Annotated in this window: 22 protein-coding genes; 5 read left to right on the top strand and 17 right to left on the bottom strand. The window is 54.5% G+C overall.

The window, feature by feature from the left end:
* Positions 1-29: 29 nt before the first annotated feature.
* The gene (locus MHI24_RS25305; protein WP_340022315.1) at positions 30-632 is read right to left on the bottom strand and encodes a Uma2 family endonuclease; all 603 of its coding nucleotides are present in this window, start codon (positions 630-632) and stop codon (positions 30-32) included.
* 231 nt (positions 633-863) lie between these two features.
* On the opposite strand from MHI24_RS25305, the gene MHI24_RS25300 reads away from it, so the two are divergent.
* Positions 864-3275, top strand: coding sequence for a transglutaminase-like domain-containing protein (locus MHI24_RS25300; RefSeq protein WP_340022314.1), 2412 nt, complete (start codon positions 864-866; stop codon positions 3273-3275).
* Positions 3276-3360: 85 nt separating this feature from the next.
* On the opposite strand, the gene MHI24_RS25295 is transcribed toward MHI24_RS25300, so the two are convergent.
* Genes MHI24_RS25295 through MHI24_RS25280 form a run of 4 tightly spaced genes read right to left on the bottom strand, consistent with a single transcriptional unit; the run spans position 3361 to position 6235 of the window.
* Positions 3361-3648, bottom strand: coding sequence for a hypothetical protein (locus tag MHI24_RS25295; protein ID WP_340022313.1), 288 nt, complete (start codon positions 3646-3648; stop codon positions 3361-3363).
* A gap of 57 nt (positions 3649-3705) precedes the next feature.
* Complete coding sequence (locus MHI24_RS25290; protein WP_340022312.1) at positions 3706-4311, bottom strand: DJ-1/PfpI family protein; 606 nt, start codon at positions 4309-4311, stop codon at positions 3706-3708.
* Between the two features lie 38 nt (positions 4312-4349).
* A complete protein-coding gene (locus MHI24_RS25285) occupies positions 4350-5288 on the bottom strand; it encodes a VanZ family protein (RefSeq protein ID WP_340022311.1) in 939 nt (312 codons plus the stop codon).
* A 41-nt stretch (positions 5289-5329) separates the two neighbouring features.
* On the bottom strand, positions 5330-6235 hold the full coding sequence (locus MHI24_RS25280) for a helix-turn-helix domain-containing protein (protein ID WP_340022309.1): 906 nt from the start codon (positions 6233-6235) through the stop codon (positions 5330-5332).
* A 173-nt stretch (positions 6236-6408) separates the two neighbouring features.
* Here MHI24_RS25280 and MHI24_RS25275 point away from each other — a divergent pair, with 173 nt between their 5' ends.
* Positions 6409-7170: a hypothetical protein gene (locus MHI24_RS25275; protein ID WP_340022308.1), complete on the top strand. Its 762-nt coding sequence runs from the start codon at positions 6409-6411 to the stop codon at positions 7168-7170.
* 172 nt (positions 7171-7342) lie between these two features.
* Here MHI24_RS25275 and MHI24_RS25270 read toward each other — a convergent pair whose 3' ends face one another.
* On the bottom strand, positions 7343-9238 hold the full coding sequence (locus MHI24_RS25270; protein WP_340022307.1) for a PrkA family serine protein kinase: 1896 nt from the start codon (positions 9236-9238) through the stop codon (positions 7343-7345).
* A gap of 173 nt (positions 9239-9411) precedes the next feature.
* Here MHI24_RS25270 and MHI24_RS25265 point away from each other — a divergent pair, with 173 nt between their 5' ends.
* Positions 9412-10182, top strand: a complete 771-nt coding sequence (locus tag MHI24_RS25265; RefSeq protein ID WP_340022306.1) for a DUF2161 family putative PD-(D/E)XK-type phosphodiesterase — start codon at positions 9412-9414, stop codon at positions 10180-10182.
* Positions 10183-10497: 315 nt separating this feature from the next.
* On the opposite strand, the gene MHI24_RS25260 is transcribed toward MHI24_RS25265, so the two are convergent.
* Both MHI24_RS25260 and MHI24_RS25255 read right to left on the bottom strand, forming a co-directional pair.
* Positions 10498-11715 carry a PLP-dependent aminotransferase family protein gene (locus MHI24_RS25260; RefSeq protein ID WP_340022305.1) on the bottom strand — a complete coding sequence of 406 codons (1218 nt, stop codon included), beginning with the start codon at positions 11713-11715 and terminating at the stop codon, positions 10498-10500.
* 68 nt (positions 11716-11783) lie between these two features.
* Positions 11784-12440, bottom strand: a complete 657-nt coding sequence (locus MHI24_RS25255) for a response regulator transcription factor (RefSeq protein ID WP_340022304.1) — start codon at positions 12438-12440, stop codon at positions 11784-11786.
* Positions 12441-12722: 282 nt separating this feature from the next.
* Between MHI24_RS25255 and MHI24_RS25250 the strand changes: the two genes are divergently transcribed.
* Together MHI24_RS25250 and MHI24_RS25245 are read left to right on the top strand one after the other, a co-directional pair.
* Positions 12723-13130 (top strand): hypothetical protein, encoded by a 408-nt coding sequence (locus MHI24_RS25250; RefSeq protein WP_340022302.1) that lies wholly within the window; start codon positions 12723-12725, stop codon positions 13128-13130.
* The gene (locus MHI24_RS25245; protein WP_340022301.1) at positions 13127-14194 is read left to right on the top strand and encodes a phosphodiester glycosidase family protein; all 1068 of its coding nucleotides are present in this window, start codon (positions 13127-13129) and stop codon (positions 14192-14194) included. Before MHI24_RS25250 ends, MHI24_RS25245 begins: the two co-directional genes overlap by 4 nt.
* Positions 14195-14215: 21 nt before the next feature.
* Here the strand turns inward: MHI24_RS25245 and MHI24_RS25240 are convergent, their stop codons facing one another.
* From MHI24_RS25240 to MHI24_RS25200, 9 genes are all read right to left on the bottom strand, one after another.
* Complete coding sequence (locus tag MHI24_RS25240; protein WP_340026867.1) at positions 14216-14362, bottom strand: hypothetical protein; 147 nt, start codon at positions 14360-14362, stop codon at positions 14216-14218.
* A 217-nt stretch (positions 14363-14579) separates the two neighbouring features.
* Positions 14580-14834: an AbrB/MazE/SpoVT family DNA-binding domain-containing protein gene (locus MHI24_RS25235; RefSeq protein WP_238653222.1), complete on the bottom strand. Its 255-nt coding sequence runs from the start codon at positions 14832-14834 to the stop codon at positions 14580-14582.
* 125 nt (positions 14835-14959) lie between these two features.
* Positions 14960-15424, bottom strand: a complete 465-nt coding sequence (gene trmL, locus MHI24_RS25230; RefSeq protein WP_340022300.1) for a tRNA (uridine(34)/cytosine(34)/5-carboxymethylaminomethyluridine(34)-2'-O)-methyltransferase TrmL — start codon at positions 15422-15424, stop codon at positions 14960-14962.
* A 142-nt stretch (positions 15425-15566) separates the two neighbouring features.
* Complete coding sequence (gene serC, locus MHI24_RS25225) at positions 15567-16658, bottom strand: 3-phosphoserine/phosphohydroxythreonine transaminase (RefSeq protein WP_340026787.1); 1092 nt, start codon at positions 16656-16658, stop codon at positions 15567-15569.
* Between the two features lie 106 nt (positions 16659-16764).
* Positions 16765-17649, bottom strand: a complete 885-nt coding sequence (locus MHI24_RS25220; protein ID WP_340022299.1) for a hypothetical protein — start codon at positions 17647-17649, stop codon at positions 16765-16767.
* 184 nt (positions 17650-17833) lie between these two features.
* Positions 17834-20581, bottom strand: a complete 2748-nt coding sequence (locus MHI24_RS25215) for a cellobiose phosphorylase (RefSeq protein WP_340022298.1) — start codon at positions 20579-20581, stop codon at positions 17834-17836.
* 871 nt (positions 20582-21452) lie between these two features.
* A complete protein-coding gene (gene glnA, locus MHI24_RS25210; protein ID WP_340022297.1) occupies positions 21453-22877 on the bottom strand; it encodes a type I glutamate--ammonia ligase in 1425 nt (474 codons plus the stop codon).
* Positions 22878-23160: 283 nt separating this feature from the next.
* Positions 23161-24207, bottom strand: a complete 1047-nt coding sequence (gene aroF / locus MHI24_RS25205) for a 3-deoxy-7-phosphoheptulonate synthase (RefSeq protein WP_340022296.1) — start codon at positions 24205-24207, stop codon at positions 23161-23163.
* 414 nt (positions 24208-24621) lie between these two features.
* Positions 24622-25575, bottom strand: a complete 954-nt coding sequence (locus MHI24_RS25200; protein ID WP_340026786.1) for a 4-hydroxy-3-methylbut-2-enyl diphosphate reductase — start codon at positions 25573-25575, stop codon at positions 24622-24624.
* Positions 25576-25584: the final 9 nt, after the last annotated feature.

Here is a 25584-nt window from a genome sequence, read left to right as displayed (position 1 = left end):
CCAGCCGCATTCTGAGTTGTTACGCGCAATTAATCTGCGGCTGGGTTGTTTGTGCCTTCAGGCCGGGTCTCCATGTCAAACAGCCTGCCCAGCGGGATTTTGAGATCCTGGAACACTTGCGAAGACGCATAATCTTGCTCAGAATATAAGTTACGAACCTGATAGATGCCCTCCTGCAAGGCATATACATGAGCCGTCCGGTTGCCGGGATCGACAATCCAGTATTCCTGAACGCTATATTTCTGATACAGATTGAACTTCTCATTGAAGTCCTTGAGCGCCGTTGACGGCGATAATACTTCGATAATCATTGTCGGCGCACCGTGGCAGCCGTTCTTCGTAATCTGATCCCTTGAGCAGACCACAGACAGATCAGGCTGGACGACATGATCGGGCGTGTTCATTGAATTGCTCTCGCTGAAGAAAACATCGAACGGGGCGACAAACACATGACAGCTCTTATTCTGCAAGTGTGTGCGCAGTGCGAAGTATAACTCCCCTACAACAAACTGGTGAAGGGCAGTTGGAGCGGGTGACATATTATGAGCCTGGCCGTTAATTAATTCCCATGGTCCCTCCCACGACAGCCAATCCTGATACGTATGACGCTTCTTCTCATCCGGGTTCGACACTGGGCCCAGCCTCCTTCGCTACAAGCGGATTGAGTGTACTTGAATTATAACATGATTCCCCCCAAAAACTCAGCGCACCCTTGCCGCCCCACCCCTCGCCTCAAACTAATAAATATAAAATATCCCAAATTTGTTTTAATCGTGTCTGGATGGGTTATAAAACTCAAATAGACAAACAGAAACAGACGGGAGAGGACAAGCATGAAGGTGAAAGTGAAGAGGATATGGAAAGTGAAACAACTGGCAGTCATTATGCTTATCCTGTGCATAGTGCTGACAGGCTGCATGGGGAGCAGCAAGGAAGCCGGTCCGGGACCGTCAGCAACGCCGCAGGCCAGTGCGTCAGCTGAGCCGAAGAGCACTGCGGGGAACCCGCCGCCGGATGCTTCGCAGACGGTGTATGATCTGAAGCAGAAATATGAGGATGACGAGGAAGACAGCAATCCCGGCATCATGCCGATGTATAATGTGGATCAGGATATGGAATTCGTTTTCCGGTTCAATACGGATCTGGGCTCTGACGCAATCGGCAAAACGCTGTCCGTACATACCGATATCAAGGCGCTGCCCGAGAGCAAGGTTGCAACGCTGGAGGATTCACAGCTTGTAGACGGCAAAAGCGTGTACTCCATCAAGCCGCTCGGCTTCGGTGTACTTCCATCCGATTCTCTGCGTGCCACGGGAGACAGCTCCTGGGGGAATGCCCCTGTCTACTACATCCGGCTCAACTATGATCTGGATGCGTCCAAGCCTACGCCGCTGAAGCAGCCGATAATTATTCCGTTCACGGTAAAATCGGATCTGCCGGTGCCCAATCTGCAGGCCGACATCAGTCCGGACGGACGATTGACCCTGGTCTGGAATGAGGTACCGGGCGCGGAGAGCTACAATATTTACAGCGCCTCCCATATTACGATGGAGAACACCAATGAGCCGCTCAGCGGCGCCGAGCAGGGTTATGCGGATCAGCGTCCGCTGAAGATTGCAACGGTGCAGGGCAATGCCTATAACGACTTCATGAAGGACGGGCGCGGTGCGCTGGGGATTGTCGATGAGACGATCACCAGTATCCAGAACAACAATGTACAAGGTGAATACTACGTTACTGCCGTGCAGGGAGACAAAGAGTCCAGCTTCAGCTCCTCGGTTGATACGGTAGCGATGTCAAAACGGCTCCCGCGTACTGTAGCTTCCGAGGATAATATTAACCTGAAGCTGTTCAAGAATGCCGCCGAGCTGCCGAAGGCTGTCCCAGTTGAGTATATTGACGGCTCCAAAGCACCGGCAGCGGTTATATACGACACAGACGCTGACACGCTTAAACCATCCGGCCCTATCGACCTTCCCTACTCGATTCAAGGCACCGCACTCAAGGGATATGTCCAGGTATCACAGCTGACGGAAGCAGATCTGAAGAGCCTTGCTGCCGCCCAGAGCAAAGGGGCCAACCCGGGGTATGTCGAGCCGGAGAATAATACTGATTATGTGCCTGCTCCTGATGTACCGACCATTATTGACGACAGCGGCAGCGGAAACGCCGGAGAACCCGGTAATAACCTTATTGACCAGCAAAAAGAGAATACCAAAAACAAGGTAGACGAAGGCAACAAGCAGGCGGTACCGGGCACCACGATCCGGGCAGATCTGATTCATGCCGACTCTGCGCTGGAAGAGTATCTAGCCTTGACACTGATCAATGGTGAGACCGAAATCCCGCTGCAGGCCTTCCCGGAGGCGCAGAATGCCCGTACTCTGGTCGATGTCATCCAGAAGGTTGTCTACCAGAACCCGCTAATTCTCGGATTCCGCGGCTACGGGTATGATTATAAGACGCTTACACTGAAAGTGACCTTCGATGATTCTGCCGAGGTGATCCGTTCCAAGCAGAAGGAGATTCTGGCCGAGGCCGACAAGGTCATCGCAGCCATTATCAAGGACGGCATGAGCGCCGATGACAAGCAGATGGCGATCTACAATTACCTGAATGACAACACGGCCTACGATGATGCCGCGCTTGAGAATGCCGAGGAGCAGGATTTTAAGACGGTGGATGCGAAATATAACGATTCTTTTAGTACCTACGGCATTCTGGTCAAAAAGATCGGGGTATGCATGAGCTACGCGCACACCTTCCAACTGCTCTCCGACCTGGTCCAGGTCCCTTCGATGGTCGTCACAGGAACCATGAGCGGCGTGAGTCACGCCTGGAACAAGGTGAAGATCGGGGATGAATGGGTCAATGTCGATCCGACCAACAATGCCACCAATACCGGACTGCCTTATCTGCTCTACAACTCCAATGACGCTACAGCCACCGATGTGGAGTATATAATGGACAAAGCCTACTGGCTGGACCATGAGCTGCCTCTGTTCAAGGCGACCAGCAATGCCTACGATTATTACGTGACCCAGGGGCTGGAGGTAGATTCCCTGGATGATTACAAGAACAAGCTCGCCGAGCAGTTGAAGCAAGGGGAGACCCTGGTGGTCCTGCGCGTTCTGGCCGATACCGGCAGCTCGGAGCTGATGCAGAAAACCGCCGAGGTCATCAAGCAATACGATGCCAGCAAGTTGGATAGCGCAGGCATGGTTGAGCTGGGAAGCTATGTAGCGGTTCAATTAGATGCCGCAGCCCAGCAATAACAGAAGAAAGGCAAGCCCCCGGAGGGGCTTGCCTTTCTTGCTGTTTAGGGAATTCTGATTTACGCCTGCCCATGGATAAGTGCTCTTACGAATAAGGAATCCAAAATGTAATCGAAAAACCGATCACATTAAGCAGCGGCGCATGGATATGACCAAATGTAGTCGAAAAACCGATCACATTGAGCCACGACGCAGGCTTATGACCAAATGTAATCGAAAAACCGATTACATTAAGCAGCGGCGCATGGATATGACCAAATATAGTCGAAAAACCGATCACATTGAGCCACGACGCAGGCTTATGGCCAAATGTAATGGAAAAACCGATTACATTGAGCCGCCGCAAAGGTGCATGAGCTGGATATACGTGCAAAGGCAACCCCCGGCGGGGCTTGCCTTTCTTGATTCTAAATTACCGGAGACCAACTGTCTATTTATCTTCATACGGATAGTAAATATCGCTCAGATTACCTGCCTGGTAGTAAGGGTACTCCAGTCTTCGCTGCACCAGGCGCGCAGTGTCGGTGTCCACTAAGCACTCGATCAGGTACAGGCCGAGGTCGATGGAAGACGTCACTCCGCCTCCGGTAAAGGTATCACCGTCCCGGACGGCCCGGGCCTTAATGACCTCCCCGCAGTATGGGGCAAGCAGGTCGTAGGCTGACGAGTTCGTGGTCGCTTTTTTACCCTCCAGGAATCCTGCCGCCCCTAAGAGCAGCGCCCCCGTGCAGACCGACACCTTATAGCGTGCGCCTTCTGCCGTCCGTATCCAGCTTATGAAGTCCTCGTCGAAGCGCAGTGTCCGCGTGGCAAGACCGCCCGGGAGGAAGACCAGATCAAATGCCCCCAGATCAGGCAGCACCTCATTAGCCTTCATGGTCAGCCCCCGGTCATCCGTCACCTCCGCCTTATTGGCGCAGAAGGTCCAGGATACATTCTCCATCGCCTTCTGGATCGCCACCCAGCTCACTGCTTCATAGAAGCCCACAAGGTCCATAATGGTCATACCGTCGAACACTACAAATGCCATTTTCATTACCGTCACCCATCCTCTCTTAGTGGAAGATCAAGCACTCAGTTCCAGAAATACTGCATCCGCTTATACCCGGCATCCCATACTTTCATTTCGCCCCTAACCGTGATCTTCAGCTCATCCCCCGGCTCAAGCGGAATTTCGAATAACCCCGGGAACAGATCAGGATCAGTACGCTGAAGTTCTCCGGAATTGCTCATAATCTCCCTGCCGTCCAGGGTAACACTGACGTCTCCGGAATAATCCGTTGGTTCGGGATTCCCGTAATGGAAGGAGAAAATTGTCTGCCCCACAGACTTGTACGTGAACGTGCTGGAATCTCCGTTTTCAGCGCCATATAAGGTATTGCGGAGCGGTATCTGCTGTCCGTTGATTTGAATACTGCCCGGTTTGTCTCCGGTGGAAGAATTGCCCGAGGTGTCCGTCCATTCAGTGATCGCCGTAAACGGACCCTCTACTTTAGTGATTATTTTGTCTACCGCTGCCCCTAATCCCCATAAAGCTATAAAAAGAATCACCCCCGATATAGCCGTTGCGACCAGATTGCGCCCGAGGCTCCGGTAACGGAAGCCAAGCTTGTATGCCCCAAAACCGAGGGCTGCACCAATCGTATTCTGAAGAGCGTCGTTGATATCGAAGCTGCCCAGGAACGTAAGAGCCTGGATCGTTTCCAGCACAAGAATCGCGATGAAGAATAAGCTGATGAACCGGACGAAGCCGACCCGGTACAGCCAGGGAATCAATATACCGAACGGAATAAACGCAAGCGTGTTCCCGAAACCCACCAAATCCATCAGAGTGGGAGGCATAAGATCAGCTGGAGCCGGCAAATGAAGGAAATTATCGGGCACGAAAATAAAGGTATATCCCGAAACGTTATCCGAAGCCTCTCCTCTGCCGAAAGCGAAAAACATAAAATACAGCACAAGCAATGTGTACAATACGGTTACAGTTAGTAAAATCTTGCGTTGTTTAGCCACCGTTAGCTCCTCCACTCTATTTTTCCACTTATTACTATAACCTACTTGACGCTTTCATGGAACCCGCGCCCCCGCACCGGAACATAAATCTCCATCACCGAATCCACCCGGGCGTGGCAGCGCTCGTCGTAGAATTCAAAGTTCAGCTTGCCCTCATCATGCACATAGCCGCTTCCCGGGAACCAGTCCTCGAAGATATATCTCCAGGTACTTTTGACCACCTCGGCAAAAGTCTCCGGTCTCGCCGTATCGGTAGCGTCCACCGGAGGTGTTGTGAATACTGCGTACTGCGCCGCCGGAACTACAGCCGTAAGCATGTCTGAAGTGACCAGGTTGAAGTCATCCACGATTACCCCCAGCAGATACACAGCATTGCCGCCCGCGTCTGCCGGTATACATAAGCCGACCTCCCCGTGTCTGGGCGGGTTCAGCTTCGCATACATTTGGTCCTCCAGGTTATCCCCTTCATAATGATACCAGAACGAAGCGACATCCTGCGTGGCATGTCCGGCCTCCACATCGGTCTCAATTCCATACCCCGCTACGTTAAAAGCAGGCCTCGTCACCAAAACAGGCTCCGCAATGTATTCCCGGATGTCATACTCCAGCCGGTCCCGGACATAGCCGTTCATCCGGACTGCGTACTGGGAGGGGCTGTAGCCGTAGGTCTTGCGGAAGGCTTTGGCGAAGCCGCCGGGGGTCTCGAAGCCGTATTCCAGCGCGATATCCGTAATTCTCCGCCCGTGAAATAAATCTACAGCGGCCAGCGACAGCCTCCGGCTCCGCACATATTCCATGACCGGCATGCTCTGGACCTGGCTGAACATCCGGCAGAAATGGTACAGCGAATACCCCGCATGCGCCGCAATCTGCTCTGCCGTCAGGTTCTCCCGCAAATGCTCCTCAATATATTCAATACTCCGCCCGATCTCTCTGCTGTAATTCAAGGGCTCCACCGGCCTTTCTGTAAAACATAGCTCATTCGATTATAACAGAGGGCCGTGTCCGGGACCGCTCCTGTCTTGCTGAATTCCACCCGGATTCTCCTGATTCCGGGGTTATCATTCCACACTGGCGTGAATAGGCTATTATAATGAAATGAATAATGGAGGTAATCCACATGACCAATGGGAACGAAGACCAGAACCGTCCAGCTTCTCCTTCCGCCTATCGTCATTTCCCGGAGTATGACCCTTTTCCTTATTCCCACTACTACCATCTGACCCGCTCGGAGCCAAGTCCGCCTCCCCAGCCGGACGTTAGCCCTGCCACCGATATTGAGCTCGTCAAGGGCCATATGAATGCTAACGCAGGCGGCGGGCAGGGCATTCAGGCAGAGGCCGGAGGCGAGATCGGCGGCAAGCACGGCATTGGCGTAAGCGCCGGCGGGAAATTGGGCTTGGACGGCGCAGGAGTACAGGCCGGCGGCCATATCGGCAGCCCGTCCTATGGCATTGAAGCCCATGGCGATACCCATCTGGGCGGCGGGCAGGGACTCGGTGTGAACGCCGGAGCCCAGGCCTTCGGCAAATACGGCGTAGCTGCACAGGGCAAGGCCCAAGTCGGCGGCGGCGAAGGCGCAAAGGCCCAGCTGGGAGCGCAAGCCGGAGGCGAACACGGGCTGAGTGCTGAGGCCGGCGGACACCTGGGCCTCAGCGAAGGCGCCGGGCTTAAGGCAAATGTGCAGCTTGGCGGCGAGCATGGCCTCGGTGCAGGAGCCAAGGCCCAGCTCGGCGGCGGGCAAGGTGCCGGGATCGGCCTAGGCGGACAGGTAGGCAAATACAACGGGCAATTAAGCATCAAGATTGGCGGCAAAGAGGCTGAGGCCAAGAAAGCCAAAGGAGCTGCCGAAGCCGAAGAGGACAAAGCTTCCAAGGACTAAGCCTGAGCCTGAACGACTGCAGCAGGGGATATCCTTAAGCCCATGACGGGCGGGATATCCTTTTTTTTTGCATACGCATGGATATGTTCTTTAACCCGTAACAGACCTAAGGACTGCCCGCAGGCAGTCCCGATTCCCCTTTATCCGTGAAGCATCCTCAGCATTCTCACCGTCAGCGGTTCAGCAGGCTTCCGACATATTTCAGCAGCTCATTGGCGCAGATCGGGCAGTAATCATGCTCGTCGATCAGGCGGCGGCTGACCTCGTTGATCCGTTTGAGCTGGCTCTCATCCGGCGTTTTGGAGGAGGTGGTGATTTTGACGATATCCTTGAGGTCTGCGAACAGCTTCTTCTCAATCGCTTCCCGCAGCCGGTCGTGATTGTTGTACTCGAACTTCTTGCCCTTGCGGGAGTAAGCGGAGATCCGGATCAGAATCTCTTCCCGGAAGGCCTTCTTGGCATTCTCGGAGATGCCGATCTGCTCTTCAATCGAGCGCATCAGCCGCTCATCCGGCTCCATCTCCTCGTCCGTGAGCGGATCACGGATTTTGGACCAGTTGCAGAAGGCTTCGATATTGTCGAGATAATTCTCGAACAGCGTTTTGGCGGATTCCTCAAAAGAGTACACAAACGCCTTCTGCACCTCGCTCTTGGCGAGAATATCGTATTCCTTGCGGGCGATGGAAATGAAGTTAAGATACCGCTCGCGCTCCTCCTTCGTAATCGAAGGATGCTGGTCCAGGCCGTCCTTGATCGCCCGCAGCACATCCAGCGCGTTCATGCATTGCAGATCGCCCTTGATCAAGGCGCTGGAAATACGGTTGATGACATACCGCGGGTCTACGCCGGACATGCCCTCATCCAGATACTCGGTCTGCATCTCCTTGAGATCGGCTTCCTTGTAGCCCTCCACCTCTTCGCCGTCGTACATGCGCAGCTTCTTGATCAGGTCCATGCCCTGCTTCTTGCTCTCCTTGAGCCGGGTCAGGATCGAGAAGATCGCCGCCGCGCGCAGCGCATGGGGGGCAATATGCACATGCTTCATATCGCTCTGGGCAATCAGCTTGGCGTAGATTTTCTCCTCCTCCGACACGCGCAGATTGTAGGGTACAGGCATGACAATCATGCGGGACTGGAGCGCTTCGTTCTTTTTATTGGCGATGAAGGCTTTATATTCGGTCTCGTTCGTATGGGCCACAATCAATTCGTCTGCACTGATCAGTGCAAACCGGCCGGCCTTGAAATTGCCCTCCTGGGTCAGCGACAGCAGATTCCACAGAAACTTCTCGTCACACTTCAGCATCTCCTGGAACTCCATCAGCCCGCGGTTCGCCTTGTTCAGCTCGCCGTCGAAGCGGTAGGCCCGCGGATCGGACTCTGAGCCGTATTCAGTAATCGTGGAGAAGTCGATGCTGCCCGTCAGGTCGGCAATATCCTGTGACTTCGGATCGGAGGGGCTGAAGGTCCCGATGCCCACCCGCTCGCCTTCCGAGAACAGCACCCGCACCACCGGCACCGCTTCGATATCCCCGCCATACTCATTCTTCAGCCGCATCTGGCAGGACGGGCAGAGATTGCCTTCAATCCGCACCCCCAGCTCGCGTTCGATCTCCGGGCGCAGCTCCAGCGGAATCAGATGCAGCGGGTCCTCATGCATCGGGCAGCCTTCAATCGCGTAGACCGCACCTTCCTCAGTGCGTGAATACTGCTCCAGCCCGCGCTTCAGCAGCGTCACCAGGGTGGACTTCCCCCCGCTGACCGGTCCCATCAATAGCAGAATCCGTTTGCGCACATCCAGCCGCCGGGCGGCCGAATGGAAGTACTCCTCCACCAGCTTTTCCACGGCACGGTCCAGTCCAAAGATCTCCTGTTCAAAAAACTTATACCTCTTCCGCCCGTTGATTTCCTCGACGCCGTGTGACTTGATCATGTCGTAGACGCGGGCATGAGCCGTTTTTGCGGGAGCGGGGTCCAGTTTCAGCAGTTCTATATAGTCCTTGAAAGTGCCGCTCCACGCCAAACGGTCGTTCTCAGCCCGATACGAAGCTATACGCTCAAAAATATCCATTGGCTCGCTGCCTCCTCTTGCGCTCCTGCTTACTCCACCAAGCTTAGAAAGTGTATTACATAACTATGCGCGGAGCCCGGAATAGTTGACCTCTTTTTTGCTGTGCTATAATAGAGAATCATGATCACCGGGTTAGGATTAAGCTGCCATCCGGGCGCAGGAGTGACATTCAAATGGCAATCAGACAGGAGACGGAGCTGTATGCTCCGCTTAAGGCTTTTTTTGAGCGGCAGGGCTATGAGATCAAGGGCGAGGTGCGGACGTGCGACCTGGTGGGCATCCGGGAGGACGAGGACCCGCCGCTCATCGTGGAGATGAAAAAATCGTTCAACCTCGCCCTGCTGCTGCAGGGGGTGGAACGCTTGCGGCTCAGCCCGAACGTCTACCTCGCGGTAGAGCGCGTCCGGGCAAAGAAAGGCGCGGTGAACCAGCGCTGGGGCGAGCTCACCGGGCTGTGCCGCCGGCTCGGCCTGGGGCTGATCACCGTCGTCTTCTACAAGACGAAGGCCCCGCTCGTTGAGGTGCTCGCGGAGCCGGGCGACGCGCCGCCGCAGGCCCGCAGCGCGCTGCGCCGCCGCGAGCGCCTGCTCTATGAGTTCCGTGAGCGCAGCGGGGACTACAACACCGGCGGCAGCACGCGCGTCAAGCTCGTGACTGCCTACCGCGAGAAGGCGCTGCGCGTGGCACTCGCGCTGCAGGCCCTGGAGGCCGAAGCCGCCGGGGCGGCGGCCGGCCTCGACGCTGCGCGCGGCGGCGGTGTGACGCCCGCCGCGCTGCGTAAGCACAGCGGCGTGCCCGGCGCCGCTGCGATTCTGCAGAAGAACTACTATGCGTGGTTCTTCCGCGTACAGCGCGGCCGTTACACGCTCACGACCGCAGGGAAAGCCGCGCTGCTGGAGTATGCAGCAGTCGCGGAGATCAGTGCGGGCGCGGCCAAGCTGTAGGCCGCGCCGCAAGCTTACAATGAGGCGGCCGGCGGAACGCCAGCCGCCTCATTGTATTCGCTTTTCCGCACACATCCCGCTCACCTGTCCTCGCATCTGCCCAATATGTTCGCTTTTTCGATTACATTCCCTCATCCGCCGCCGCACCCGCTCCATATGTTCACTTTTTCGATTACATTCCCCCATCCGCCGCCGCATCTGCCCAATATGTTCGGAGTTTAGCATTCTTCTCTACAACAAAAAGACTGCCGGCCCTCAAGGCGAAGCAGTCTTTCTCATTAATAAACTCCCTACCGTTCATCCGCTTCCCGCCGTCTAGCTGCGCGCCGTGAATTCGGTCACCGCTTCACTCATCAGATTCATCCCGAGCAGCAGCTCATCCCGGCCGGGGTGGCTGAAGTTGAGCCGGATGCGGCCGGAGCCGCCGCTCACCGAGCAGAGCGGGCCGGGCAGGAAGGCGACCCCCTTCACCAGGGAGGCGCGCAGCAGAGCCATGGCGTCAAGGCCCTCCGGCAGCGATACCCAGAGGAACATGCCGCCTGCCGGCATATCGTATACGCTGCTCTTCCAGGCTGGCCGCTTGAGCAGCTCCGCCATCAGCTTCAGGCGGGTATGGTATTCGCGGTTGAGCAGGGCGATATGCTCCCGCAGATCGAACGCCGAGACACTCAGCAGATGATGCAGCAGCCGCTGGTTCAGCGAGCTGGACTGCCAGTCCGCCATCTGCTTGGCAGCCGCCATCATGCCGACCAGCTCCCGGCTTCCCGCCGCCCAGCCCGTCCGCAGCGCAGGCGCGACGGTCTTGCTGAAGGAGCCGATGTATAACACATGTCCGCCTTCACTGACATTCTCCATAGCGTACAGGGTGGGATATTTCACCGAAGGGTGTTTATCGTAGCGGCTGAAGTGCAGGTCCCCGTATGAATCATCTTCAACGATTAATACATTGTGCGAGATGCACAGCTGCAGAATCTCCTGCCGCCGGGCGAGACTCCAGAGCACGCCGCTCGGGTTGGTGAAGCTAGGGGCGGTGAACAGCATCTTGGGCCGGTACTGGCGGATCATGCTGCGCAGATGCTCCGGCAGCAGCCCCTCCTGGTCTCCCTGCACCGGAATAATAACGGCCCCCTGCATCCGCAGGGCCTGCAGAATCCCCGGTGAGGTCGGATTCTCCACCAGCACATGGTCTCCCGGATCAATATATACCCGGCAGAGCAAGTCAATCGCCTGCTGGCTTCCTGTTGTCAGCAGCACCCCGCCTTCGGGCACCGCCACACCTTTGCTCTTCAGCCAGTCTCCGGTGAGCCATTCCCGCAGCGGGCCGTATCCTTCAGGCTCCCCGTACTGGAGAGCCCCTGCATCCTCCGAGATGACGGTAGATGCTGCTTCAGATAACAGCGGCAGCGGGAACAGCTCCTCCGCCGGAAGCTCCTCTGCCAGCGAGATCAGCGTACCCTTCCTTGTCTGCTTACGGATGCTAAGCAGCGGTGAAGATAACAATGTATGTGCGCGCGAAGAGAACTCATACTTCATACGCTTCCCCCCTTTTATCTGGTTTAAGAATATTCCGGTCCTGACTCTATTATGTCGTAATCCAGAGATTATGCGTAGATTGGCTTGTTCTGCCTGGAGAACAGTGCAAATTTCTCAATGGCCTGCGCCCGGGTCGAGACATCCAGCTTCACATAAATCTTGCGCAGATAGTTGTCTATCGAGCGGCGGCTTACTTGAATCTCCAGTGCGATTTTATCGTATGTAATTCCTTGCACAATGCGTTCCATGATGAACATCTCAGTCTGTGTCAGCTGCATTACGCCCTCCAGTCCTCTGGAGGAGGTGACCGGCCGGAAGCCCTTCTCGATCCATTCCAGCGGAATGGAGAGGAAACCTTCACGGATTCCGTTAATCATCTGCAGGAGCTGTCCCGGGGTGGCTCCCTTCGACAATACCCCGCTCGCTCCAAGCTCAATCAGAGGCTGAAAAATATCCTTGTCGTTCTCCTCCGTCATAATAATGACATGGGAGTTTGGCGAGCCTTTTTTGAGCTCCGGCAGCACCTGCTCCACCGTTCCTTCAGGCATCTGGTAATCACTGAGCACCAAATCCGGCTTCAACTCCTCAACCACCGGGAGGCATTCTCCCCAGGTGGCGTACATTCCGTCTACCGCAAGCTCCTCCTCATCCTCAAGTATAAGTTTGGTTCCTAACATGCTTGTGGGATGACACCCCACAATGACCACCCGCCAGACCTTCATCATTCCTGCCAAGACCTCCTGCTATCTATATAATTTACCAGAATGGAGAGCGCTATCAGCGTTTCCTGTCAACACGCAAGCAAGGATCTATGCTGTCAAATCCAATCTTCCTTCTTTTACCTTGAATACGTCCCTCAGATATTCCAATCTATAGAAATTGTATCGCAGTAGATTAACCGGATGCAATTACTTTTTGTCGTTTCACCTCCTGCTCTTTCACTTTTGCGAAAATACCAAAAGTCTGATAGAATGGGGACTTGAAAAAATATGGTATGAGGTGATGAAATGCAACCGCTAGCGGAATCGACCCGGGTACACTCTCGGCGAACCACAGAGAGAAGCGGTTCTTCCGTAAAATGGTTTTTACTGTTCTGGGTTTTGATGATCGCAGCCGGCGTTTATGCCGTGTACAGCTACACTAACCATCTGAAGGATCAGGTGCTGAGCGAGCTTGGATCTCAAAGCCAGCAGCAGCTTGCCGTTTTGAAGACCGATTACGAATCCAGAATTGCCGTCCTGACCGAGCAGGTGAAGGAGCTGCAGAGCACTGTCCAGACCTTCAACGAGCTCCTGACCTTCACCAAAGATAATGCCAGCAACAAGACGGATAACAGCAACAAGCTGTACACGCAATTAAGCGAGGTCAAGAAGCAGCTTGATACGCTCAAGAAAGAGATGGATCTGCTGAAATGATGACGCCTGTCAAAAGAGTGAACCGGTTCTTCATGCTCCTGACCGCTCCATTGTTCGGACTGCTGCTCTGTCTGTGGCTGTACCAGCCGCCGCTTCAGCTGACACTGAACACCGAACCGTTCGCTGCTGTTCCCGGCCCGGTGCAGGAGACCGAACAGCTGAAGCAGGAGCTGGCCGCCGCCAAAGACAAGGCGGCATACACCATTGACTCGATCAGCGCCAGCGCCCAGCTGTATAAGCAGACCACGAACGCTATGAATGCGATGGTCAGTACAGCGGCTGCGCAGGCCTCCCGCCCTGAGCGGATCTATAACCGGCGGATCTCGTCCCGGCTGGGCATTCCTGCCGATGTGATCAACAGCGACCGGATAACCATGGAATTATACCGGCTTAATCCCGGCAACTATACAGCTTACGCCCTGAAGATCAGACTGAAGGATACATCCGCAATGAAAATGAGCCTGGCCGGTGACGGCACCGGCGCCTCTGAGACCACGCTGCAGGCGGTGAACCGCTACGGCGCAGCAGCCGGCATCAACGCCGGCGGTTTCGCCGACCAGAACGGCAAGCGTTACCCGCTCTCGACGACTATTGTCGGCGGCAAGTATCTGTACGGCTTCGAGCCGAGCTACAAGGATCTCAGCTTCGTCGGTCTGAACAAGTCCGGCCAGCTGATCGGAGGGAAATTCACCAGCCGCGCACAGCTGGATCAGCTTGAGCCGGTCTTCGGTGCGACCTTTGTTCCAGTGTTATTGAAGAACCAGAGCAAGATGGTCATTCCGCAGAAATGGCAGCTCGCTCCGAAGCGGGCGCCGCGTACCGTAATCGGCAACTATAAGGATAACCAGCTGCTGGTCCTGGTCGCTGACGGCTACAATGAGAACGGCAACTCCGGGGCTACCCTGGCCGAGCTGCAGGACAAGCTGTACAATCTCGGTGTGATCGACGCTTACAATCTGGATGGCGGCGGCTCGTCCTCCCTGATCTTCAGAGGCAAGGTCATCAACAAGCCCTCTGACGGCAATCTGCGCCGTGTCCCGACCAGCTTCCTGTTCTTCAAGTAACCCGGCGCAATATCGTCAATGCTAAATATCACATTTTCGTTTATTTTTGCGGGAGAACAAGGTATACTCAGGATAACGAATATAGTCCATCACGGAGGTGCCCTGCATGTCGTTCTCCCTGACCTTTTGGATCGTGACCCTGGTATTTGCGCTGTTTCTTGCCGGCATCCTTACTTCCTCCTACAATGATGACAAGACCAAGGGGCTCTAAGCAGCGCCCATCGGCAAGCGGCTTTAAGCCTACAGCAAAAAGGAGCACCGCACGGATGTGCGGCGCTCTTTTTTTGTGTGTGTTCATGATGTACTTGAGCATTGTCCAACCAGCAACCCTGTTACAGGAAGCCGCTCTGGCACTGTCCCTATGTAGATAGTGTGCGGTCTGCTCTTACGCGTGTCTTGGCAATTGCGTCATTTCCGAAAGGCAGCTTGCGCAAATATAACGGTCCTTGTATTCGGTTACACCATCCATTGACCCGCAAAAGACACATTTCGGGCGGTAACGCTCCAGAATAATATGGTCGCCCTGAACGAGAATTTCTACGGGATCTCCCTCATTCATTTGATACCTTTTACGCAGAGACTTAGGCAGAACAATTCTACCCAGCTGATCTACTTTACGTACAACGCCGGCAGGTTTCATATCTAACTTACACTCTCCTGTTCAACTTATAATTAGTAGTCATACTACTTATTTCGGCACTATTCAACTATTTCGTTACTTTTATGTCGAATCCTGCTGAAAAAAATAAAAAATGATGTCAACTTTTAGAAAAGTTCTGGGAAATCCAGTTGACGAAGCGCTTCATAGACCACAATCGCTGCAGAATTGGACAGATTCAGCGATCTCACCGCCTGGCCCATCGGCATCCGCATGGCCGTTTCTTGTCCGGCTTCCAGGATCTCCGCAGGCAATCCCTTGGTTTCTTTGCCGAATACGAAGAAATCTCCATCACGGAACTGGAAATCGGTGTACCGCTTCTTGGCCTTGGTCGTGGCATAGAAGAACCGGCCCTCCTTGTACTTCTCCAGCACTTCATTGAACGAATTGTGATATTCAATATGCACGGCATGCCAATAATCGAGCCCGGCACGCTTCAGCGTCGCATCGTCTGTGCGGAAGCCCAGCGGATGCACAAGATGCAGGTGAGTTCCCGTAGCCGCACAGGTGCGGGCGATGTTGCCGGTGTTCGCCGGAATTTCCGGTTCCACCAGCACGATGTGTAATGCCATAATACGGATACTTCCTCTCTGTAGGGCACTTGGCCCTGTGATGAATTCCGGGTGCTTCCGGGAGCAGACGGAGACGTTCTTTCCGGGTGCGGGCATGAAGAAACCTTCCGCTGCCAGGCGGAAGGTCAGGAACGTTCTTAGATTACCCTTGGGTCTGCCGGAAATGCTTCATGAAGTCAGCCAGCGCCTTGACGCTCTCATGAGGCACTGCGTTGTAGATTGAAGCGCGCAAGCCCCCTACACTGCGGTGTCCCTTGAGGCCGACGAAGCCTTCTGCTTCGGATGCCTTAATGAACTGCTTCTCCAGTTCCTCCGATTGCATCCGGAACGTAACATTCATAATGGAGCGGCTGCCTTGCTCCGCGACTCCGCGGAAGAAGCCGTCACTGCTGTCGATCGTTTCATATAGGAGACCTGCCTTGTCACGGTTCTTGGCTTCGATACCGGCAAGTCCTCCCTGTTCCTCAACCCATTTTAACACTTCGTTGACCATATATACAGAGAAGGATGGCGGCGTATTGTAGAGAGAGTTGTTCTTGAAGTGAGTATCATACCGCAGAATCGTCGGAATCGTTGCCGGAGAACTGGAGATCAGCTCCTCCTTGGCAATCACTACCGTGACACCTGAAGGTCCGAGATTCTTCTGCGCACCGGCATAGATCAGGCCGAACTTATTGATGTCGAAGGAGCGGCTCAGAATGTCGCTGGACATGTCGGCAATCAGCGGAAGTTCACCAGTATCCGGGTATTCGGCATACTGTGTGCCTTCGATGGTCTCATTCGAGGTGATATGCAGATAAGCGGCATTGTCCGCAGCCTTAATGCTGGCAAGCTCAGGAATCGCCAGGAATTTCTTGTCTTCTGAGGATGCGGCTACATGTCCGCCCCCGGTCAGCTTGGCTTCCTTCAAGGCCTTCTCGGCCCAGCTGCCTGTCATCACATAGCTGCCCACCTGGCCTGCACCGATCAGGTTCATCGGCACCATAGCGAATTGTGTGCTTGCACCGCCCTGGATGAACAATACCTTATATCCCTGCGGATTGCCAAGGAGCGAAAGCAAGCGTTCCTGAGCTTCATTATGCACAGATTCGTATATCGCCCCACGGTGCGACATCTCCATAATCGACATTCCGCTCTCCCGGAATTCAACAAACTCTGCCTGTGCGCGTTCCAATACTTCCAGCGGCAACGCTGCCGGACCGGCATTAAAATTGTATGCTCTCTTGCTCAAAATAGCTCCCACCCTTTCTCTCCTATGAATATGGATATCGCTATGATAGCAGATAAAGTTAAACACCAGCAAGTATAATTATTCACATATGAGGTAAGCTAGTGCGCGTTCAGCAGGTGAAAAATTGATAGCTGCGGCGCCAACCCTTGCTGTGACGCGGTAAAATGGTGATGTCGATAAAAACTTCAGGGGAAATGACATGCTTGTCTCCCCATAATGCAATCCGTTCTGCGGCAAAATCTCCGCTCTCCCGGATACCGGCTCCGCTGGACTTATGGACCAGCTCCCAGTAATAATCCGCCTCGGCCTGCTCCCAGCCCTCCAGCTTGCAGTAGAACTGGCGTTCCGCCCCCCCTGTCCATGTCAGGTGGTTCCCCTCAACCTTGAGCAGATTCTCTGTGAAGGAGGATTCGGGCGAAGTAACCCGGGGGCTTCCCGGCAGCTTAAGCACATAATCCGGCCCTACATCAGCCTGATCGATTCCGACAAAGTTGTGGATATACTCTTCCAGACGGAGCGGCTTCATTCCAACATTTTCCACATAGTAAAAGATGTCCAGCCTGTTTCCCTCCAGCTTCAGCGTCTTAACCAGCTTCATGCTGTAGCCCCGGCATTCCAGCGGCTCTACCGTATATGTAACAGAGTCTGTAGTCCATTCTTCAGTTACAGGGAAAGGAGTTAGAGGATACTCCCCCACGAACGAGTAGGGCTCATCCTTCTGCTTCTGCAGCAGTCCCACTCCGAACTTCGGGAACCATTCTCCCGGTGCAGCATCGTCATAGCCAATTGCCCGGGAAATGCCGAACTCGTTGCACAGTCCGCTGCCTCCTGTCCCTTGTCCGGGAATCAGGCTCTCGGGAACACAAAAGGTATGCCCTCCCTGCTCCAGAGTCACTCCGGTAATAAATCCGCTCCAGTCAAACCGGGTGCCTCCATACGCACCCACATCAGCAATCTCCACGGTCAGCTGCCCGTTTGAGAGAATACGCGCCATTTCATGTCCATCCTTTCCGGTCCAAGCTAAATTTTCTGTGTGCTAAATGCCTCTAACCTGCACTTGTACAATTATATCCATATCCGCTGGATAGCGGGATATTTTTCGTTAATTTTAGTTAAAAACGCCTGCCCCCGGCAGACCGGCGGGACAGGCGTTAATTGACAGTGGTCCGGCTTGCAGCTTACGCCAGCTCCACCTCTAACAGATGAACTTCTCCTTCAGGCAGAGCCGTCAGCAGGCTGCGGGCCACAACAGCACCCTCTGAGACGCGCTGAAGCGTTACCTCAGCCCCGTTAAGCTTTGCAGAGTGTATTTGGTACTCACCGAACTCGGTGCTTCCTGAAGCCGTATAGACGACTTTCAGCTCGCGTCCGGCGAAGAGTGTTTTGATCGAAGCGCTCTTCTGCGCATCGAATTGTTCCTTGACCAGCTTCGGCTGCAGCAGCAGATCGCCGAGCTTGCCTTTGACGCCGAACACCTCTGTAACCATCGTCAGCAGCAGCCAGCTGGCCGAGCCGGTCAGATACGTATACATGCCTCGGCCCTCTTCGCTGATGTATTCCGGGATGCCCGGGTACATCCGGCTGACCTCAAAGTTAGCGCTCAGACGGTACAGGGAATCCAGCACCTTGCGGCCTTCCCGGACATAACCGCGTTTATACAGGGCATTGCCGTACATTACGGTCATATGGCTGAACATTGCCCCGTTCTCCTTGTGGCCGAAGGCGAAGCCGAACGCGCGCCCCAGATTCTGCTGAATGCCGCCGAAGTTGCTGTTCAGGCGGTAGCCGGTCTTCTCATCGAACAGATTGCGCTCCACCGCCGAGATGATATTCGGAATCTGCTCTGGCGCCGCAGCGTGGCCCAGCAGCGGGAAGACCTGGCCGGTTAAGGTCATGCGGGTGCCGTCGGCCCGTTCCCCTTCAACGCGCTCTCCGTCATTATTATAATAGCCGTTGAACCAGCCGTCTCCATGTTCGCTCTCTACCCATTCATTCGTGCGCAGGTGGCTGAAGATCCATTCCGCCTTGCGGGCCAGATCACGCGCTACCTCTTCCAGCTTCAAGGCCGCTCTTACTCCGCTTACCTTATTCGGCGCGGCTGCATAGAAGCGGTTCAGCAGCTCGTGCTTAGCCGCAACCGATTCATAATCAACGGATTCGCCTAACGAGTCAAGCAACAGTACCATTTCTTCAGCAAGCTCCAGAGTGTCACTGCCAGTCCGCTCCTTCAGGGTTATCAGCAGGTTCGAAAGATCCAGCAGGTTGCTGGCGTAGAAGGCGGTGAAGGTTACACTCTCTCCGCGCTGGGCGGCCATATCCAGGCCATCATTCCAGTCCGCCCCTTCCAGCAGGATGTTGTTATGCTCGCCCACATTGAAGAACGGCACCAGATTCTGCAATAGAATATGCTCCAGAATCGTTCCGGTATAGACCTCGCCTGCCGCCGTCCGCAGGCTGCTTCCTGTGCCCGGCTCCCCAGAGGTATCGCGCTCCTTGCAGCGGTTCATGAAGGTATCGCGGAAATAGGTCTGCTCCTGCAGCAGGAAGTCGAGATCGCCGCTCTGATCCAGATACAGCATCGTCGTCAGGAACGGCCAGGCGCCGTGGTCCATCCAGACCCGGGGAATATTGTTGCGGTCGGCAATGAACTCACCGGGCTGCTGCCCGATAATCGTCGCATTGCTGCCGTCGATCCGGACGCCGGCATAGTTATTCAGGAGCAGGCTGCGGACATCGGCAGGCTCCATAATCAGCAGGGCCAGGCAGTCCTGCCACAGATCGCGCCAGCCGCGTCCGCCTCTGCCGTAATCATGGTATGGCAGGAAGGAGTTTCCGTACAGTCTGCGCAGCACCGGCTGCAGCGTCACCCACTTCATCCATTCATCGGCTGCGTGATCGCCGGTGTGGAACTCCACGGTGTTGATTTTATCGGCCCAGAAGCTCTTGTTCTCCTCCAGCAGCGCATCAAAAGCCGCCGCCGAACCAACCTTCGCCATCAGTGCCGGCACATCGATTCGGTCACTGGCAATCGCCATCGCTACGACATAAGAATAACTCTGGCCGGGAGCCAGTGTAATCTCCGCAAAGCGCAGGCCGCCCAGTGCCTCGTAGCCTTCCCTATGTAACCCGCCGTCTTCACCAGACTCCGGTGCCAGATTGTTCACGACCGCCTCCGGCCAGTCCAGACTTCCGCCTTCCCCGATGAAGTCCTCCTGCACCGGGAAGAAGCCGGCCGGAGCTTCTCCGCCTTCCGCCGCACCGAACACCCCGTAAGAGGTATGGTTCACCCGGTGACCCCGTTCGTCAAAGGACAAGGCAGGCTGCACTTCAACGCCATAAGCGGAGGTATAGATGCGGTTCAGCAGCGAAGTGACATGCCGGTGGTCACGGAGATCATCCGCCGAACGCGCATACAGCGGAATCGCTGCCGTTGCGGTCAGCTTGAGCGGGTCCGATCCGGTGTTCGTGAGCGATACCTTCATCAGCTCCACCTTATCCGTGCCGCACGGTACAAAGCTGGTGATCTCTGCCCGCAGCCCCAGCTCCTTGCTCTCACGCGTCACTTTATGCCACAAAAGTCCGGCATCCAGTACCACTTCATCTGCCGCTTCACTATAGAATGCCGCATTCTGCCGCGCGGAATTGCCCGCCGCCGACCAGGCGCCTTTGCCTTCAATGTAGACCCAGAAGTTGCGCGAGGCCCGGGAGTTATGCAGATCCTCTACCGAGATGGGCGGCGTAAGAAACGTATTATGACCCGAAGTCACCTGCCCGTGCAGCTTAGGACTAATCGAGGACATCATGCCCCCTTCATTCACCAGCGGAAAATATAAATAACTGCTCCGGTCCGGCTGCTCCAGCCTGAAATCCCCGTTATTCCCGGTAAACCTCCAGCCGGCTTGTGACACATTCGTTTGCTTTTTCAATACATTCATCCTCCCTGTTCCCTGACAGCAGATGTATTCTTGATTGTCCAGAGATTACTGCTGTTCCTCATCAGATGTATTCATAATTGCGCTGACATTAGTGCTGTTGCTCATGCCGGTACAGCCAGTACAGCTCTGTCTGCGCTTTCCGAAATCGGTTTCGGTTTCATTATCACATCGTTGTATCTCTTTGTAAAGCGGTTTTTGTGACTTTTAGTAGGAGAAATAACCGAAATGAAATGCTCAATAACGCAGCTTCTCGCGTAAAAATGTAATATTATCGCATTATTAGCATTTCAGTAACGAAACTTTTACGAAACACCAATATCATGCTAGTTAAACCAAGTGAAAACTGCCTTCTCATCTCATCCTGAGGGAGTTACTGGCTTCATGAGGGGCACTAATGACTCTCATCGTTCACTTAGCACACATTCGCTGAATCCAGGTGCACTAATGCTCTTCATTTTGCTCATATTCATATGCCCACTTTAGCCGGAATCAGGTGCATTAGTGCTCCACATCATTACTCTTCCTCAGTTTTACGTAGTAGCATTTGATAGATTCCTCCCTCTCATTCCTCCCTCTCATTTCTCCCTCTGGCCTACTTCCGGCCGCATCAGAGGGATTTCTCCCCTTCATTTCTCCCTCCGGCCCACGTCCAGCCGAGCCAAGGGGATTTGTCCCTTTCACCTTTCACCTTTCACCTTTCACCCTTCACCTTTTACCCTTTAGCCCTCTATCCATCTAGCACTCTATCCCGCTATCCTCACCCCCAACCCAACCTGCCACCTGGAGCTTGTCTGCACGCAAAAAACCCCCGGAATCCAAAGATTCCAGGGGCTTCTTCAAGCTATATTCACATTAGCTAATCTTATACATCGAAGTACAGGGAGTATTCATGCGGATGAACACGGATCGCAACGGCCTGGGCTTCGGAACGCTTCAGGGCGATGTAGTTATCGATGAAGTCCTTGGTGAACACGCCGCCTTCAGTCAGGAATTCGTAGTCGGCTTCCAGAGCATCCAGTGCTTCGTCCAGTGTACCTGGAACGCTGCGGATCTTCTCCTTGTCGGCATCGGACAATTCGTAGATGTTCTTGTCCAGCGGACCGTAGCCCATTTCTTCAGGGTTGATCTTCTTCTTGATTCCGTCCAGGCCAGCCATCAGCATAGCGGAGAAGGCCAGGTAAGGGTTAGCAGTGGAGTCCGGTGTACGGAACTCGATGCGGCAGCCCTTAGGTGTCACGGCAGCTACCGGGATACGCACAGCGGCGGAACGGTTACCCTTGGAGTATACCAGGTTGACCGGAGCTTCATAACCAGGAACCAGACGTTTGAACGAGTTGGTGCTTGGGTTAGTCAGCGCGATCAGTGCAGGTGCATGGTACAGGATACCGCCGATGTAGTTCAGCGCCAATTCACTCAGGTTGGCATAAGCGCCTTTTTCGTAGAACAGAGGAGAATCTCCGTTGAAAATCGACTGGTGAACGTGCATCCCGCTTCCGTTATCACCGAACAGCGGTTTTGGCATGAAGGTCGCTACTTTGCCGTATTGGCGTGCAGTGTTGTGCACAATGTATTTGTAAGTGAGGAGGTTATCAGCTGTTTTCTTCAGGGTGTCAAAACGGAAGTTAATTTCCGCCTGGCCTGCAGTGGCTACTTCATGGTGGTGGCGTTCGATCTCAAGGCCGGCTTCTGTAAGCAGACGGCACATTTCACTGCGGATGTCCTGCTGGGAATCTACCGGAGCTACTGGCACGTATCCGCCTTTGACGCCTACTTTGAAGCCCAGGTTGCCGCCTTCTTCCTTACGGCCTGTGTTCCAATTCGCTTCCTCAGAATCCACGAAGAAGGAGGAAGTGTTCATTCCGCTCTCGTAACGGACATCGTCGAAGATGAAGAACTCAGACTCAGGTGCGAAGAATGCTGCTGTACCTACACCGCTCGCCTGCAGGAATTCTTCAGCCTTCACCGCGATACCGCGCGGGTCGCGCTCATAACGTTCGCCGTCAGGCGTGAAGATGTCGCACATAATGTTCAGCGTCGGGTGAGCTGTGAACGGATCGATGTAAGTTGTGCTTGGATCAGGCATCATTACCATATCCGATTCTTCAATCCCCCGGAAACCTGTAATGGAAGAACCATCAAATGCTACCCCGTTTACAAATGTTTCTTCTTCAACTGCGGATGCTGGCAGTGAGATATGGTGAGCACGTCCACCCAGATCTACAAACCGGAAATCCACCCACTCGATATTGTTTTCCTTGATCGTCTGCAACACTTTTTCAACCGACATGCTTAATTCCTCCCCAAGTTCCGAACATTAGGCCGCTCTTCGTATCAAATGTTCTTGTTTTTTATTTTTTTGCTGTCGTCATTATAAATCTCATACCTAACATCGTCAATGCTTATGTCAGGTATTTCTTGCAACAATGTGAGATATTCTGACGCTTTAGTGAAAAATCATAAAACTGCCGCGTCCCATGTCAATTTGTCCAAATCCCAGCACAAACAGCCCTCTTCCCCCGCACAATACGGAAAAAGAGAGCTGCTCTTCAAGCTATAAGCATACCTCAAAATTAAAGCGCAGGCGCTGCCTCCAGCGACTCGGAGAACTTGCGGCCCACCAGTGGTGCCAGCTTCTCCAGATCGCGCAGCAGAGCATCGAACTGCTCAGGGAACAACGATTGCACACCATCGCCTGTCATCGAATTATCCGGGTCGGTATGCATCTCAATAATCAGGCCGTTGGCGCCTGCCGCAACAGATGCCTTGGCCATAGGAGCAACCAGCTCACGGCGGCCGGTGCCGTGGCTCGGGTCAGAGATCACCGGCAGGTGGCTGAGATTCTGCAGCACCGGAATTGCAGACAGATCCAGCGTGTTGCGCGTGTAAGTCTCAAAGGTACGGATGCCCCGCTCGCACAGCATAACATCCCGGTTGCCCCCGGCGAGAATGTACTCCGCCGCGTTCAGCAGCTCATCGTAAGTCGCACTGAAGCCGCGCTTCAGCAGCACAGGACGGCCGCAGGTGCCCAGCTTGCGCAGCAGATCGAAGTTCTGCATATTGCGTGTGCCTACCTGCAGAATATCCGCGTGCTCGGCACAGATATCTACATATTCCGGCGTCATAACTTCTGTAATGGTCAGCAGGCCATGGCGTTTGCCGGCTTCCGCCATCATGGTAAGCCCTTCTACGCCCACTCCCTGGAAGCTGTAAGGCCCGGTACGAGGCTTGAAGGCTCCCCCGCGCAGCACCTGGCCGCCGGACGCCTTAACCAGCCGGGCAATCTCATCGATCTGCTCCGGCGATTCCACCGCACACGGACCGCCCATCACGACCAGATTCTCCCCGCCGATCTTCACCCCGCGGATATCAATAATGGTATCCTGAGGATGGAAGTCGCGGCTGGCGAGCTTATAGGACTTGGTAATCTTCACCACATTCTCGACGCCCTTCATCTGGCGCAGATGCTCGGCCAGCTTGGGCGTAACGCCCCCGACCAGTCCGATGACCGTGTGGTCCGCCCCTCTGGAGAGATGAACCTGCAGCCCTTCCTTCTCAATGACGGCGATGATATCATCTACCTGTTCCTGCGGTGTCTGATTAGATGTAATAACGATCATATTATAGCTCCCCTTTTGGACCCGTATTAATAAACTTAATAGTGGTTATACCAGTGTCCGGCACTATTACGCTACGACGCGTGTACGCTTTTAAGCACTAAAGTGATTCTACCGCAAAATCCCGTTTCAGTCAACCTTTATTCGCCCGTTCCGGCACGCAGAGGTCCTAGTAGAACAGAATCACCCTGCAGGTGGAAGGTGCAGGGTGCCGGTGCTTTATGCCGCTCCATAAGCTGCACCTCAATTTTCTTCGCGTACCTGCGTCTGCCAATTGTGTTCGGTTTTCCGCATACATTCCGTCCGAACACCCTCGACGTCCCCATTATGTTCGGTTTTCCGCATACAATCATAATCCCCTAATCAGAAAAAAGGCAGCACAGCCCCCCAGGGCCGTACTGCCTGCTATTTACATTACTATGAGTTCGCTGTTGTCTTCTTGACCGGCGGAAGCAGCTTCGCCATATTGACAGTGCGCTTGATCTCCCAGGTGGCCGGATCGGCCTCATCATACTGCTCCAGGTAATTGATGACTTCCTTGGTGATCGGTGTCGGCGTGGAAGCGCCGGAGGTCACGCCTACCTTCTTGATGCCCTTCAGCCACTCCGTATTCAACTCAGATACGTCAGAGATGCGGTGGGCCGGCACGCCGGCAATCTCCTCCGACACTTGAGCCAGACGGTTGGAGTTATTGCTGCGCGGATCGCCCACAACAATGACCAGCTCACACTGGCCCGCTTGCTCAGCCACCGCCTCCTGCCGGACCTGGGTCGCCATGCAGATCTCATTGTGGACCTCGGCGCCGGGGAAGGTCTCCAGCAATTTTCGCATAATATGCTTGATATCCCACTGGCTCATCGTTGTCTGGTTCGTAATAACAATACGCGAGGAAGGCACCTTAAGACCGGCAATCTCTTCCTCCTTCTCGATCAGGTGGACGTGCTCGGGAGCGATCCCTACGGCGCCTTCCGGCTCGGGATGGCCCTTCTTGCCGATATAGATCACCTCATAACCCTCTTCTACCTTCTCCTTGATGAGGTCATGCGTCTTCGTTACATCCGGGCAGGTCGCGTCCACCGTAGTCAGCCCTTTCGCGCGGGCCATCTTGCGGACCTCAGGCGATACGCCGTGCGCAGTGAAGATCACCGTTCCCTTGTCCACTTGCTCCAGAATCTCCAGACGGTTATGCCCGTCCAGCGTAATAATTCCGTCATCCTCGAAGGAATTCGTAACATGGCTGTTATGCACAATCATGCCCAATATATAAATCGGCCGGGGCAGATCCAGATTCTGCGCAGCCTGCCGTGCCATCACCATCGCATCGACTACGCCATAGCAATAGCCCCGGGGAGAGATCTTGAGGACTTCCAATGAATTCAC

It is taken from the genome of Paenibacillus sp. FSL K6-1096 (assembly GCF_037977055.1).
Lineage (GTDB): Bacteria > Bacillota > Bacilli > Paenibacillales > Paenibacillaceae > Paenibacillus_AQ.
Note: the sequence above shows the minus strand (reverse complement) of the source record. Positions and strands in the feature narration are given on the sequence as shown.